General features: G+C 45.0%; 12 protein-coding genes and 1 pseudogene. 11 read left to right on the plus strand and 2 right to left on the minus strand.

Features of this window, described 5'->3' with window-relative positions; all coding sequences use genetic code 11:
• Window positions 1-59 precede the first annotated feature (59 nt).
• On the minus strand, window positions 60-776 hold the full coding sequence (gene bshB1, locus KFE98_02445) for a bacillithiol biosynthesis deacetylase BshB1 (protein UTW63038.1): 717 nt from the start codon (window positions 774-776) through the stop codon (window positions 60-62).
• On the opposite strand from bshB1, the gene KFE98_02450 reads away from it, so the two are divergent.
• From KFE98_02450 to KFE98_02495, 10 genes are all read left to right on the plus strand, one after another.
• A complete protein-coding gene (locus KFE98_02450) occupies window positions 719-1,495 on the plus strand; it encodes a heme exporter protein CcmB (protein ID UTW63039.1) in 777 nt (258 codons plus the stop codon). The two genes, bshB1 and KFE98_02450, sit on opposite strands and share 58 nt — an antisense overlap.
• Window positions 1,496-1,509: 14 nt before the next feature.
• Window positions 1,510-2,190 (plus strand): cytochrome c biogenesis protein CcsA, encoded by a 681-nt coding sequence (gene ccsA / locus KFE98_02455; protein ID UTW64620.1) that lies wholly within the window; start codon window positions 1,510-1,512, stop codon window positions 2,188-2,190.
• On the plus strand, window positions 2,190-2,429 hold the full coding sequence (locus KFE98_02460) for a CcmD family protein (GenBank protein ID UTW64621.1): 240 nt from the start codon (window positions 2,190-2,192) through the stop codon (window positions 2,427-2,429). Before ccsA (KFE98_02455) ends, KFE98_02460 begins: the two co-directional genes overlap by 1 nt.
• Window positions 2,426-2,848, plus strand: coding sequence for a cytochrome c maturation protein CcmE (locus KFE98_02465; GenBank protein ID UTW63040.1), 423 nt, complete (start codon window positions 2,426-2,428; stop codon window positions 2,846-2,848). Before KFE98_02460 ends, KFE98_02465 begins: the two co-directional genes overlap by 4 nt.
• Window positions 2,849-2,860: 12 nt before the next feature.
• Window positions 2,861-5,257 carry a cytochrome c biogenesis protein CcsA gene (gene ccsA / locus KFE98_02470; GenBank protein UTW63041.1) on the plus strand — a complete coding sequence of 799 codons (2,397 nt, stop codon included), beginning with the start codon at window positions 2,861-2,863 and terminating at the stop codon, window positions 5,255-5,257.
• 6 nt (window positions 5,258-5,263) lie between these two features.
• On the plus strand, window positions 5,264-6,055 hold the full coding sequence (locus tag KFE98_02475) for a DUF2520 domain-containing protein (protein ID UTW63042.1): 792 nt from the start codon (window positions 5,264-5,266) through the stop codon (window positions 6,053-6,055).
• Window positions 6,056-6,061: 6 nt separating this feature from the next.
• The gene (locus KFE98_02480; GenBank protein ID UTW63043.1) at window positions 6,062-6,607 is read left to right on the plus strand and encodes a 3-deoxy-D-manno-octulosonate 8-phosphate phosphatase; all 546 of its coding nucleotides are present in this window, start codon (window positions 6,062-6,064) and stop codon (window positions 6,605-6,607) included.
• Window positions 6,607-7,581: a geranylgeranylglycerol-phosphate geranylgeranyltransferase gene (locus tag KFE98_02485; GenBank protein ID UTW63044.1), complete on the plus strand. Its 975-nt coding sequence runs from the start codon at window positions 6,607-6,609 to the stop codon at window positions 7,579-7,581. The genes KFE98_02480 and KFE98_02485 overlap by 1 nt, the downstream gene beginning before the upstream one ends.
• Before the next feature lie 2 nt (window positions 7,582-7,583).
• Window positions 7,584-8,165, plus strand: a complete 582-nt coding sequence (gene maf, locus KFE98_02490; GenBank protein ID UTW63045.1) for a septum formation protein Maf — start codon at window positions 7,584-7,586, stop codon at window positions 8,163-8,165.
• Window positions 8,166-8,382: 217 nt separating this feature from the next.
• Window positions 8,383-10,050: a response regulator gene (locus KFE98_02495; protein UTW63046.1), complete on the plus strand. Its 1,668-nt coding sequence runs from the start codon at window positions 8,383-8,385 to the stop codon at window positions 10,048-10,050.
• On the opposite strand, the pseudogene KFE98_02500 reads toward KFE98_02495, so the two are convergent.
• A pseudogene (locus KFE98_02500) lies at window positions 10,037-11,847 on the minus strand (Na+:solute symporter). The gene KFE98_02495 and the pseudogene KFE98_02500 sit on opposite strands and share 14 nt — an antisense overlap.
• Window positions 11,848-11,980: 133 nt before the next feature.
• Here KFE98_02500 and KFE98_02505 point away from each other — a divergent pair.
• Complete coding sequence (locus KFE98_02505) at window positions 11,981-14,212, plus strand: hypothetical protein (protein ID UTW63047.1); 2,232 nt, start codon at window positions 11,981-11,983, stop codon at window positions 14,210-14,212.
• Window positions 14,213-14,250 lie beyond the last annotated feature (38 nt).

A 14,250-nucleotide genomic window follows, 5' to 3' on the forward strand; every position in this document is an offset into this window, starting at 1 on the left:
TCCCGGTCGATCCAAATGGATGACCGGGATTTTTTTTGCTCTAAATTCTGATCAAAGGATCAGAACAAATCTTTTAAGTCTCTTACACCAACCGGTCTTTCAACTACAAAACCTTCTCCATATTCCGCATGGATCAAGCGACCGAAATTTTGAGAACGTCCTTTTAGGTGATCCAAAAAAGATTGCCCGGATATGGGTGATTCTGGCTCTTTGGAAGCCGGATCAAAAAATTGCGACGAATAAGCCATAATGGATTCCATTCTCTTTTCCCAATAAGGAGAAATATCAACCACAAAGTCAGGTTCGATATAACGGTCCTGGATGTAGTGATAAACCGCCTTAGGACGCCAATGCTCCTGAACCTTTCCTTCCCACTTGGTTTCAATCTTTCTTAACCCAGAAAGAAAACAAGCCCTGGAAGCCAGCTCCGATCCACGTCCATGGTCCGGATGGCGATCGCTGGGAGCGTTGCACAAAACAATGTCTGGTTGAAAATAACGGATATGACGAATCAATTTTTTGAGGTTATCCTCTGAAACTTCGAAGAACCCATCAGCCATTTCCAGGTTGTGCCTTTCCGTCAATCCCAAAACTTTTGCAGCAGCTGCCGCTTCTTTCAGGCGCAACTCTGCACTTCCTCGGGTACCCAATTCACCCAAGGTCAAATCCACCACTCCTACAGAAGAGCCTTGCTCAATTTGTTTTAGAATGGTTCCTGATGCTCCCAATTCCACATCATCGGGATGAGCGCCAATTGCTAAAATATCCAGTTTCATCATTTCCTTTTTTATTAGCACTTACCTTTGCAGGCTTTAAGTACAAAACAACGCTGCTTTTGGTTTACCGCGAAGTCATATCGCTTACAAAGAAAGAATTCCTTTCAGAGTGGAAACAGAAGAACTCCCTTTCCGGGATTTTGATTTATGTTGTATCCAGTTTGTTCTTGTGCTCGCTGGCCTTTAAAAGGATTGTTCACGAAGATATGTATAACGCCCTTTTCTGGGTGCTCATGTTGTTTGCGGCAGTCAATACGGTCTCCCGCAGCTTTATCCGTGAAAACGATGAGCGGATGCTGTACTTCTATTCGGTCGTAAGTCCGCAAGGAGTAATTCTGAGCAAGATTATTTACAACGGCATTTTGTTGTTGGTGTTGGCCTTATTATCGTTTGTGGTGTATACCCTGCTTCTGGGCAACCTCATTCAGGATATGCCCTTGTTTTTGCTCTGTTTGGTACTTGGTAGCCTGGGTTTCTCTTCCACCCTCACCCTGGTTTCGGCCATAGCAGCCAAGTCAGGAAACAATCCCACCTTGATGGCCATTTTGAGCTTTCCTATTATCCTTCCATTTCTCATCACTTTAATTGCCTTATCACGCAATGCAATTGGTGGAATTGACGCCGATATCAACCTCCGTTTGGTCCTTGTTTTGTCGGCCATCAATGTGATCGTCGTCATACTTTCCTATCTATTATTTCCCTACCTTTGGCGCGATTAATTGAGGGGCTGATGTTGCAAGCGAATTGGTGGAAAATCCTCGGTATTTTACTGGTTTTTTACTCGATCATTGGCGGACTTCTTATTGATGTTCCTGCCCGGGGTATTCTTAACGAAACCATCCGAAATACGTATTACCATATTCCCATGTGGTTCTCCATGATGGCCCTCATGACTGTTTCCATTGTAAATAGTATTCGTTACCTGAGAACGGAAGATGAAAAGTATGATCGTCTTGCCAACGAAAGCGTTCAGGTATCATTGATGTTGGGTACACTTGGATTGCTTACTGGAATGGTATGGGCCCAATTTACCTGGAATAGTTTCTGGACCAACGATGTTAAACTGAACGGAACCGCTGTTTCCTTGTTAATCTATTTAGCTTACACCATCTTGCGAGGTTCTTTAGATGACGAGCAAAAGCGAGGCAAAGTAGCCGCTGTTTACAACATCTTTGCCTTTGTGCTGATGATCTTGTTCATCAACGTACTTCCCCGACTTACTGACTCACTGCATCCTGGAAACGGAGGTAACCCTGCGTTTAGCCAATACGATATGGACAATACCATGAGAATGGTTTTTTATCCTGCCGTGGTCGGATGGATTTTGATCGGATGGTGGATTACCCAGCTTCGGGTCAAACTGAATCAAATTGAGAAACACTTGTTGTTGAATGGTTCAAAATCGAAACCATGATGAATAAAATAAACATTTCCCGAGGCTTGAAAACCTTTTTGGCGGTTGTCCTTCTTTGGATTGGCTCCATTCAGGCAGCTTTGGCGAACCCCAAAGTAGAAATGGCTGATACTTTTCGGGCAGAGGGAAAAATCTATGTGGTAGTAGCTGTGATGAGTATCGTTTTTCTCGGCGTAGCGATCTACTTGTTTTACCTCGACAGAAAGGTAAAAAAACTTGAAAAGCATTTGGACTCATGAAAAAGACCCATATCATCGGTATCATCATTATTGCTGTCGCCATTGGTGTGATTTTCGGATCCATCGGTGATGCCGGTACTTATGCCGATTTTGGAGAAGCCTTTGGTCAACCTGGAACGGAGTTTCACGTGGTTGGCGAACTTAGCCCCGGAAGGGAAACTGAATACAATCCGGAAGTAGATCCGGATCGCTTTGTGTTTTACATGGTTGATAAGCAAGGCCAGGAGCGCAAAGTGGTTTTGCATAAAAACAAACCTCAGGATTTTGAGCATGCCGAGCAGATCGTGATCATCGGAGAAGCTCAAGGAGAAGACTTTCACGCCAGCCAGATTTTATTAAAATGCCCATCCAAATACAACGATGGAAATCCGGAATTCAAAACACCGGAAGAATACGAATCCGAACGCAACAATGGCTGAGGCCTGAAGTAGATGGAATATCCCGGAGAGCACCTTTTACCAGGACAGGTAGGTAATTTTTTTGTCATTCTAAGTTTCTGCGCAGCACTGCTCGCAACCATTAGTTATTTCTTTGCCACTACCCGATCGGATGCCGGTTGGAAAGCGATTGGTCGCAAGGCCTTTTACCTGCATACTGCAGGAATCTTTGGAATTGTAGGCACCCTCTTCTACATGTTGTTCCAAGATATGTTTGAGTACCATTATGTTTGGTACCACTCCAGCTCGGAACTTCCGCTACGTTATATTTTCTCCTGTTTCTGGGAAGGTCAGGAAGGGAGCTTTTTGCTTTGGGCTTTTTGGCATGCGGTGTTGGGAGTCATTTTAACCCGAACCTCCAAAACTTGGGAAGCCCCTGTAATGGCGGTAATCAGTTCTACCCAAGCATTCTTGATCTCGATGATTCTTGGAGTTTACCTATTCGAATACCGCCTGGGATCCAATCCATTTACCGTATTGCTACGAGAGCATCCTGACTTTATGTTCTTGCCTGCCTTTCAAAATCCGAATTACACCGATTTGATCGATGGCCGGGGACTCAATCCATTGCTTCAGAACTATTGGATGACGATTCACCCCCCTACTCTTTTCTTAGGATTTGCCTCTACCATCGTCCCCTTCGCTTATGCCATAGCAGGTATGTGGAAGCAAGATTTTAACTCTTGGATAAAGCCTGCATTGCCCTGGACCGTATTTAGTATTTTCATTTTGGGGCTGGGTATTTTAATGGGTGGAGCCTGGGCATACGAAGCGCTAAGTTTTGGTGGGTTTTGGGCTTGGGATCCAGTAGAAAATGCTTCCCTCGTTCCCTGGATTATCATAGTAGGTGCTGCACACCTCATGCTCATTCAGCAGAAGAAAGGTGGTGTTTTGGTAACCCTATTCTTACTTTCAACCTTAAGTTTTGTGCTGGTATTGTACTCTTCCTTCCTTACCCGAAGTGGTGTATTGGGAGAGTCTTCTGTTCATGCCTTTACCGACTTAGGAATGTCAGGTCAATTGTTGGTTTACCTGTTGTTCTATTTTTTCCTATCCGCCGGACTTATCATTCGCAACTACCGCCGCTTTCCGCGGGTCAATCAGGATGAAGCCCTCTGGTCGAGAGAATTCTGGATGTTTACGGGTTCTTTGGTTTTATTGATCTCTTCGTTCCAGATCACCTTTAGCACCTCCAAGCCGGTCATCAACAAAGTATTTGGAACCAACATGGCTCCTCCGGTAGATGCCATCGATCACTACAACGCATGGCAAACGCCATTTATCTTGATCATTTTGATCTTGATCGGGTTTTCGCAATACCTCAATTACCGAAAAACGCCTTTCAAAAAATACCTCAACCGAACCTCAGTAGCAGGTATCATTAGTTTGTTACTGGGCATTGGCACGGGACTCTTGCTGGAAATATCAGATGCCTTCCATCTACTCTTAGTGGTAGCCTCCTGGTTTGCTGTAGTTGGAAATACTGATTACTGGCTTCGTATTCTCAAAGGAAAAATTCGCCACGCCGGTGCTTCTATTTCACACATTGGCTTTGGGCTGATGATGCTCGGAATCGTCATTTCCATGGGTAAACAAGATAAGATTTCGGCCAATACTTCTCGCTATGACGTGAGCCAATTGGACAAGGAATTTAACAACCGGGAGAACATCTTATTGATGGAAAACGACACCCTCATGATGGGTGACTATTGGGTTCGCTATGGAGGTAAAGAACGAGATGGAGTAAACATCCTATTCGAAGTAGAGTACTTTGAAAAAGGAGAAAACAATCGTCCAGGTCCCTATGCCTTTACACTCAGACCTCGGGTGCAAACCAACCCTCGAATGGGTAATGTACCTGAGCCGGATACGCGCCATTTCCTGAACAAAGACATTTATACCCACGTTACCTGGGCTCGATTGGAAGATCCCATAGAAGGCGACTACGAAGAGCCTAAAATGGTTACCCTTCAAATTGGGGATACCGCATTTGCCAGAAACGCGATAGTGGTACTGGATAGTGTAGCTCGCTACACAGACACCTCTTTGGGCCTAAAGCCTACGGACCTATCTGTAGCTGCCCATCTTTCGGTCTGGGATTTTAATACGGATCACCATCACCTTTCACCGGTATTTGTACTTCGCGATTCAAGCTATGTCATTCCGATTCCAGATGAATTGGAGCAGATTGGTATGCGCGTAACCTTCACGAAGATCAATCCGATGGAAAACAACTTTGAAATCGCCATTGAAGAGAAGAAGGGAATGAGTCGTGACTTCATCGTGATGCAGGCTATTGTGTTTCCTTACATCAATATTCTTTGGATTGGCAGTATTCTGATGTTTTTGGGTACTATCTTAGCGATCTATAACCGGATTCGGTTTCAATAAAACACAATGAGTTTTAAAACGGCCACTTTGATTGGCTCAGGAAATGTGGCACACGTCCTGGGCAAAGCCTTGGTAAATGCTGGGCTTGAACTAAAGGCCGTGTATTCCAGAAATTCAGCACATTCAGCTGAACTGGCACAAACTCTTTCCACATCCGTCATCGATTCATTATCGGACCTTCCTTCCAGCGATTTGATTTTTTTAGCCGTTAGCGACGATCAAATTGGCCCGGTTTCAGAACAATTGCCGGTAACTAACGCAATGGCCGTTCATTGCAGCGGTGCCAAGTCATTGGAAGAGATTCGCTATGCCGGACCCAAGGCTGTTTTTTATCCTTTCCAATCCTTTACCAAGGGGCGAGATATTGGTTTAAAACAGGTGCCTATTTTTCTGGAAGTATCGCAGGCCAATTTTTTGGAACCTTTGAGTCAGCTGGCTCTTTCTTTAGGAGCCAATCCTTATGAAGTGAGTTCTGAAAATCGTCGAAAGTTGCATCTGGCAGGAGTTATTGCCAACAATTTCACCAATCATTTGTTCCAATTATCCATGGATTGGTTAGAAAGTCAGCAATTGCCTAAGGCGGTACTTTATCCTCTTTTGTTTGAAACCCTGTCGAAGGCCATTGAAATGGGGCCAGATAAGGCTCAAACCGGCCCTGCACGTAGAGGGGATTCGCAAACCGTGGAAAAGCATTTGGCCATGTTGGCTGACGATCCTAATCTTCAGGGGCTCTATCAATCCTTTACTGAAAGTATTCAACGAGGACAATCAAGCGACCCCAATTCGCTATCTTCGTAATCCATCATGAAGGCAGGACTCGCCCATACACTAACCCAAATCAAATCGTTTTTTTTCGATGTAGATGGTGTGTTTACTAACGGCCATGTAAGGGTTATGGAAAATGGCCAACTGGTGAGAACCCTCAATGCTCGGGACAGTTACGCGGTTCAGTTAGCGGTAAAAAAGGGCTATCATTTAGCCGTCTTTACCGGTGGAAATTCCGCCGCCGTTAAGGCTCAGCTCGAACAATTGGGGATTAAACACATTTACCTAAAATGCCATGACAAGCTCGAGGTATTTGAAGATCACATTACCGGTTATTCCATCGATCCTGCTCAATGTTCTTACATGGGAGACGATATTCCCGACTATCAGGTGATGCAGCGAGTTGGTTTGGCTGCTTGTCCTAAAGATGCTGCTCGCGAAATTCAGGGAATTAGCCAATATGTTTCTCCCTATGCTGGCGGAGAAGGGTGTGTTCGTGATTTGATTCAAGGAGTCATGATGGCCCAGGGAACCTGGTTTAAAGAAGAAGAATCTCAACGTAACTTTAAAGACTTTATGTGGTAATGAATCCAGTAGTTGCCTATATAAAAGCCGTTCGATGGCAAAATCTCGCCATCATGGCGCTCATCATGTACTTGCTTAGATGGGCTGTTTTCAAACCTTATTTAGCGCTCCAAAGTTTAGAGCTTCAGTTCAGTGAACTCGACTTCTTCCTGCTCGTATTGTCCGTGATTTTGGTTGCTGGTGCCGGAAATATCATCAACGACTACTTCGACATTAAGATTGACCGCGTAAATAAGCCTGACCGAATTATCGTGGGAAGGCACATTAAACGCCGGGTAGCCATGGCATCTCACATAGTCATGAATGGAATTGCGGTGGCCCTGGCAGGTTATGTTGCCATCAAAGCAGGTTCCTATCAGTTGGCACTTATCCATGTTATTCTTATTGCGACACTTTGGTTCTATTCCACGGATTTTAAACGCCGGTTGGTTTGGGGAAACTTGGCAATTGCTCTTTGTGTGGCCATTGTCCCGCTAATGGTAAGCATATATGAAGTTCCTGCATTGGTAGACGAGTATCATCCCTTCTTGGAGGAACATCCACAGGCTTACGGCCCTTTCATGCATACCATCAAAACTCTATTTTTCTGGACGTTGGCTTTTTCTGGCTTTGCCTTTCTCATGACTTTTGCTCGGGAAATCACCAAGGATATTGTGGACATGAAGGGTGATAGTGCCTTTGGTTGCAAGACCATGCCAGTGGTTTTTGGAATTCGGAAAACCTCCTGGATACTCATCACCATCTATCTTATTGTACTTGGCTTAGTGGTTTTTCTCCATGTAAACTATGTGTACGACCGACTCTCGGCCTTGTATTTTTATGGATTCCTGGGGCCCTTGATTCTGTTTATCATGTGGCTCACCTATAGCGGAAAGGAATCCAAGCAGTTTCGTTTTCCGGCTGAGATGAACAAAATTGCCTCCGTGGTGGGCATCTTGTACATGCTTATCGTCTATTATCATTTATCTGCCTGATCATGCCCCTATCCAACTTAACGAATCGTCGAATTGTATTGGCCTCTGGCTCTCCAAGACGCAAAGCTCTCATGGAGCAGTTAGGTATCGATTTTGAGGTATTGGTTAGATCAGTTGAAGAAGATTATCCTAAACATCTTAATCCACGTCAAGTAGCAGAGTACCTGGCTCGCAAAAAAGCGGAAGCTTACGAGGATTTGGTCGATGAAAAAGCCATTGTGATTACAGCAGATACGCTGGTCACCTTTGAAGACGAAATCTTGAACAAACCAGCCAATCGTGATGAGGCGGTGCGAATGCTTTCGATGCTTTCTGACAAGACTCACGAGGTAATCACCGGAGTGAGTATTCAATCCGATGAACAGCAAGTGGTTTTTCATGCAGTCACCTACATTACCTTTTCTAAGCTAAGCCAAGAAGACATTGACTTTTATGTGGATACCTATTCCCCATTTGACAAGGCTGGTTCTTACGGAATTCAGGAGTGGATAGGACTTACTGGCGTAAAAATGATGGAGGGAACTTACTACAATGTGGTGGGTCTGCCGATGAACGCCCTCTACCACCATCTACAAAAATTTTAAGGCCCCATTTTTGCAGGGGAACTTCTGCACTCAATCGTATAAAGAGATTTTATCCTGACGAGGTCCGGATGATACGTATTGAATGCAGCGGATTTACATTCTTTCGGACCTTTATGATGGCGGACTTTGGTCCGTCATTTTTTTTGAATCGGTCCCCAAAAAATAACCTTAGAACCATCTTTGAAATTCTCATCTTTGTACCGACTCGACCGATTCGATGAAAAGAGACAAACTAAAATACTGGATACTCCCGGTGCTGGCCTTAGCTTTTATCGCCAGTATACTGCTCACGGTGTTTAAGGCCTCCACGATTCAGTCGCGAGTAGAAAAGCATCAAGTGACCCTCCGCTCCTTGGGCAAGCTAAATGAGGAGTTAAATCTACTTCGCCAGGACATAAGTCATATTGATGTGATGGATACAGAGCAGTTGCAGCAGGAATTCGCGCAACCCATTTGTAAACGCTGCATCCCTCCACAATTACTTGGTAAAATCACCCTGTTTCTCTCAAACCTGGATGTCAACACCTCCAAGCGGGAAGTCGCCAAATTTTATCAATTGACCAATGAGCTCATTCAGCAAGAAAACCAAAAGCTGTATGAAGATACTTTGAGTCTGAAAGATCAATGGATTCTGGTTGGAGTACTCAGTATCATCGCCTGTTTCTTTGCTTTACTTAGTTCCATCCTCTATGTCCAGAATCTTAACAAGAACCGAATTTTGAATGAGACCAACATCAAACTCAATGAGGCTCATTACGAGATGGAGCGAAGCGTAAGTGCAAAAATTGCCTTTCTCAACATGCTTTCCCATGAGATAAGGACGCCGCTCAATGCCGTCATTGGCTTGACCAATATTATAACCACGGAAAAATCGACGGACCAACAGGCCAAGAACCTGGATCTGCTCAAGTTTTCATCTGAAAGCTTACTCAGCCTGATTAATGATGTACTGGACTTCGGGAAAATTGAAGCAGGAAAACTGGTGTTAGAGGACCGGGAGTTTAACCTCAAGAAACTCCTAACTAAGATTATTGGATCGCTTGAGCCGAATGCGAATGCCAAGAACCTAAGCCTGCAACTGGAGTACGACAATACCATCCCCAATCAAGTAATTACCGACCCTACGCGAATAAGCCAAATTCTGTTTAATCTGATCATGAACGGAATTAAGTTCACTCATTCCGGAAGCATCACTTTGCGCGTTGAACGGGTTGGCCCTCAGGAGGAGAAGGTGCCCGTGAAGTTTTCTGTTATGGATACAGGAATCGGGATTGAACCGAGTAAAATCGGAGCGATATTTAGTCAATTTGTTCAGGCCACAACAGACACCCCAAGACTCTATGGCGGAAGCGGACTTGGACTGGGAATTACTCAAAAGCTAATCAACCTTCTCGGAGGAGAAATTGAAGTGAACAGTGAATTGCAAAAAGGATCCACTTTTTACTTTACGTTGAACCTGAAATGCGGGGCAGAAAAACTCCAGATTATCAAACCTGAAACCAAAGAACTCGATGGAAAACTCAAGACCGGAAGGGTGCTATTGGTAGAAGACAACCGAATTAACCGATTAATTATTTCCAAGTACCTACAAGGCATCAATTGTGAGGTAGAATTTGCGGAAAATGGTCTTATAGCCTTGCAAAAAATCGAGCCGGACTACTACGATTTGATTCTTATGGATCTGCAAATGCCCGAATTGGACGGTTATTCTACGGCTGAAAAAATCCGGCTAAAGTATTCTGAGCAGGAACTGCCCATCATCGCCATTAGTGCTACTTCGGGACACATGCTGCAACGGGATTATCGCGAATCGGGAATCAATGATTTCTTACCAAAGCCGGTTGATCACAGCGAACTCATCAACAAGGTGCTTAAGTACCTTTAGTCGTCACTTTTCCCAACATTCTGAAAAGAATAATTCCACTCACCAAGGCCAAACCAGCCCAAATCGCGAACAAGGACCATTCTACGAACAATAAGTAGCCAATGGCAAAAAGAATGGAATAGGTCATGAGAACACCCATAATCCAGGCCGTAAATAAAGGCCAGGTTCCTTGCCAGCCTCTACTACCCTTGCGCTGATTCCAGAATCCTTCAGGCTTGACCCGATCACAAAAATGGTCCAAAGTTGTTTCCTTTTCAGGAGGTGTAAGCAGGGTTACCAAAATCCATCCCACGGAGGTAACCGCTACGGTAAACAAAAAATCCATGGGCTCTGAAAGGAGAAGGACCTTTTTGGCTATGAGGTACCCCACCAATGGAAATAGTGAAGCACTAATTTCACTCCAGGCATTGATGCGCCACCAAAACCAGCGCAGGATTAGAACCATACCCAATCCAGCACCTGCGGCAATTAAGAATCGGACCGCTTCATCGATGGTACTGATCATGGTGGTGGTAAAAAACGCGATCACCATGATAAGCAGGGTAAACCAGCGAGCAACCTTTACATAGTGCTTTTGCGCTGCTTTTTCAGAATCATCGGATAGACCATCGTACTGCGCAAAGGATTCTTCCGGCCGAATAAAACGGCGGTAGAGGTCATTCGTTAAGAAGCTCGCTCCCCAGTTCAATTGAGTGGAAATGGTACTCATATAGGCCGAAAGAAAAGCCACCAAAAGCAGTCCTTTGACTCCTGCTGGTAAGTAGTGTTTCATGATGAGTACAAATCCCTTTCCGGCCTCTGAAGGAGCTAAATCCGGAAACAAGACCAGGGCACACAATCCAGTGATAATCCAAGGCCAAGGGCGTAAGCAATAATGGGCCACTTGAAAAAAGAGGGTTGCTTTCAAAGCATCCTTTTCGTTTCGGGTACTCATCATTCGTTGGGCTACATAACCACCACCACCCGGTTCAGCTCCTGGCATCCAGCTAGCCCACCATTGCACCAGAAAAAAGGTAAAAAAGGCCGCAATACTGATGCTATATACCCCCAATTGATCACTTACCGATGCCGAGCCAATATCCGGGAAAAAGTTGAATCTCCATTCGGGCAACTGCTCTTTTAATCCAGCAATTCCCCCACCTGAGGTGTATCCAAGGCAAACCAGGCCAAGGCAATACAGCCGGCCATGGCAATGAAAAACTGCACCATATCCGTAATTGCCACACCGATTAATCCGGACAAAGACGAGTATATGGCCACCAAAAGCATGGCCGCACCAATGTACCAGAGCAGCTCATTTTCATAAAAGGGAATACTGGAATCGTAGGCCGGTATATCGAAAAATACATGCAGGATGGTCATCAAAGCAAAGTTGACCCAGCCGATGATCACCACATTCAAAAAGAGCCCCATGTACACCGATTTGAAACCCCGCAGGATTTGGGCTGGAATACCGCTATATCGTAATTCGATGAATTCCAACTCCGTCAATACATTTGCCCTTCTCCAAAGCTTGGAAAAGAAAAAAGTGGTGAGCATTCCACCGATCAAAGCGTTCCACCAGAGCCAGTTTCCGCTGATTCCATATTGTGCAATTTTCTCGCTTACCCACAATGGCGTATCGGCAGCAAACGTGGTCGCTACCATGGAAATACCGGCCACATACCAAGGCATGTTTCGGCCACCGAGAAAGAAATCGGCAAGGCTCTGTCCGGCTTGGTTTCGAAATCGAAATCCAATGAACAGGGTAAAAGCCAGGTACAAGCCTATTATGATCCAGTCAACCGTTGCAAGCATAGGAGAGTTTTGCCGGCAATTTAGCGGATTTGAGGTCTCCAATTCCAGTTGTTTCGCAAAAAACTCAACACATTTTCGTGAATACCAAAGGGTGATGATAGTGCCGGTCAAATGGTTATTTTTGGTCCTGGCTATGGCAAACAAACTATCATTTACCAAGAACCGAATCAGTGCAATATTTCTTTTTATTCTGGCCGTTGCCTTAGGATTTAAAAAGCTTTTGGAACCGGATATTTGGTGGTACCTGAGAACCGGAGAATGGATTCATCAAAATGGGTCGGCTCCAACGGTGGATGAGTTTTCATTCACGTTTCCCGGTACAGAATGGATTAACGTAAAATGGCTTTACGAGTGGATTCTTTATGCCTTTTCCCAAGTATCTGGGCCCGAATTTGTCGGCGTTTTTCAATCGCTGGTTGCTGTTGGAATTGTTGGCTCCCTGCTTTGGATTTATCGAGAACTGTCTAACCATAGGCAGTCACCACTAATCTATCTCATTGCCGCATTTGCGCTGCTTATTTGCTCCTACCGGATGACCGCTCGTCCGGAAACCATCAGCCATTTATTCACCTTACTGATGGTGGCTATCTACCTGGCTTACCGCCGAAAAAGAGATTGGGTCATTTTCCTTTGGGCACCGCTCATGGCTTTGTGGGTCAATTTGCACGAAGCTTATGGTACCGGGTTCGTAATCATTGGACTATTATCGGCCAGCGAACTTTGGGATATCAGAAGGCGCCAAGAAAAAACGTGGGACAAAAAATGGCTGATGGCCGCCGCCGCTGCTGTGCTGGCTGTGATGATTAACCCACGTGGATGGTATATGCTCATTCATCCTTTGGAGATTTATGGTCAGCTTGGAGCCAATCAATTTACTACGGAGCTCCATTCCGTTTCTGCAGCTACCTGGTGGGAACCCTGGCAATCTTATGCCTTTCTCACCTGGATTGGCCTAACCGTTATCCTGCTGCTGCTCGATCTGAAAAAACAGGGACTCCGTTCCTTTCTCGGCCACCATTCCCTCGGTTACTTGGTTTTGCTGGCCGGACTGGCCTATTTGGGATTCACATCTCAACGGAATGTTCCTTTTTTCGTTTTTGCAGCCACTCCCCTCCTGGCCTCTTTAGCTGGGTCCTATTCATTTTGGGAGAAAGAAAAGCTTAGCCGATTGATGAGTACGGCCACTCCGTTAGTGGTTTTGGCTTTGTACGTATTGGTGGTTACCGACTCCTTTTATCGGATGACGGATTCACGAGATCGTTATGGTTTGGAGGTGTATAAAGAATACGCCCCCGTTGGCATGACAGAAGCTCTCAAGAAAATAGACTACTCCAAGCCCCATTTTTCAGATTACCTAACCTCGTCCTATCCGCTATGGGCTTTGAGTCCGGATTACCGATCCTTTATCGATTTACGAGACTTGGATGTATTTCCTGAACAATTCTTTGCGGATGTATTGATCGCGAATCAAAACCCACGTTTTTTTGAAGACTTTGACAAACGCCATGACTTTCAATATGCCTACCTCAAACGAACAGATTTTGTCACACTCATTGGCTACCTGAACCAATCCGAAAATTGGACGATGATCTATGCCGATCCAATTAGTGTCCTTTTTCAAAAGAAACCCGATCAGGCCCACCAGGACATATTTTCTGATGCTCAAGCTCTGGAGCCGGGTACGCTTTCTAAGGTGTTGACCAAGGTTTTAAACCCCTTCCATCAGCCCCGGGAAGAGATAAACAGCCTGGACATGATGGCGGCCTATTTCTATCGAGATGTAGGTGATGCTAACCTGTCGTTGAAACGTTGCGATCAATTGATTGCAAACCAAGAGGAACCCTATCTGGCTCGTTGCGTAAAGGCTGAAGTTTTGGACTACCTCTCCTTAAACGAATCCAATCCTACCCGCAGTGATAGTCTTTATCGACTGGCTTGGAACGTTCTTCAGGAAGCTGCAAAAATTGACCGGGATCGACCTGAAGCCTATAAACAAATGGCGCTTAGCTATTACCAAAGAGGACAAGCTTCGCATGCGGTTGGTTACTTTGAACGAGCATTAAAAAATGACACAGAAGATCCCGCACTCTATTCCTACCTGGCCGATTGCCAGAACATGATGATTCAGGACAATCCGAATGCCGCTGCTGGCTACCAAAAAAAGTGGTTTGATTACATGGAACAAGCCCTGGATTTGGATCCCGATAATCCCATCTATTTATACCGGCTTGGTGTTTCCTACTGTGAACGGGGTGAATGCGATAAGGCTCGTCCAATGCTAAAGAAAATTGGTCCTATGGCTCAATTATCAAAAGCGGATAATGATGCTTTGATTGGGTGTAAGAAACGCTGTCGGGCGGAGTGAACTTTTCAATCTCCAATCTCCAATCTTGAATCCTCAAT

The organism is bacterium SCSIO 12741, from assembly GCA_024398055.1.
Lineage (GTDB): Bacteria > Bacteroidota > Bacteroidia > Flavobacteriales_G > Salibacteraceae > SCSIO-12741.

What these genes read in the sequence shown, in the direction of transcription:
- ccsA (UTW63041.1), top strand. Translation starts at nt 2,861, where the DNA reads ATGGAATATCCCGGAGAGCACCTTTTACCAGGACAGGTAGGTAATTTT.
- maf (UTW63045.1), top strand. Translation starts at nt 7,584, where the DNA reads ATGCCCCTATCCAACTTAACGAATCGTCGAATTGTATTGGCCTCTGGC.
- bshB1 (UTW63038.1), bottom strand. Translation starts at nt 776, where the DNA reads ATGAAACTGGATATTTTAGCAATTGGCGCTCATCCCGATGATGTGGAA.
- KFE98_02485 (UTW63044.1), top strand. Translation starts at nt 6,607, where the DNA reads ATGAATCCAGTAGTTGCCTATATAAAAGCCGTTCGATGGCAAAATCTC.
- KFE98_02505 (UTW63047.1), top strand. Translation starts at nt 11,981, where the DNA reads ATGGCAAACAAACTATCATTTACCAAGAACCGAATCAGTGCAATATTT.
- KFE98_02460 (UTW64621.1), top strand. Translation starts at nt 2,190, where the DNA reads ATGAATAAAATAAACATTTCCCGAGGCTTGAAAACCTTTTTGGCGGTT.
- KFE98_02495 (UTW63046.1), top strand. Translation starts at nt 8,383, where the DNA reads ATGAAAAGAGACAAACTAAAATACTGGATACTCCCGGTGCTGGCCTTA.
- KFE98_02450 (UTW63039.1), top strand. Translation starts at nt 719, where the DNA reads ATGCTCCCAATTCCACATCATCGGGATGAGCGCCAATTGCTAAAATAT.
- KFE98_02475 (UTW63042.1), top strand. Translation starts at nt 5,264, where the DNA reads ATGAGTTTTAAAACGGCCACTTTGATTGGCTCAGGAAATGTGGCACAC.
- KFE98_02465 (UTW63040.1), top strand. Translation starts at nt 2,426, where the DNA reads ATGAAAAAGACCCATATCATCGGTATCATCATTATTGCTGTCGCCATT.
- KFE98_02480 (UTW63043.1), top strand. Translation starts at nt 6,062, where the DNA reads ATGAAGGCAGGACTCGCCCATACACTAACCCAAATCAAATCGTTTTTT.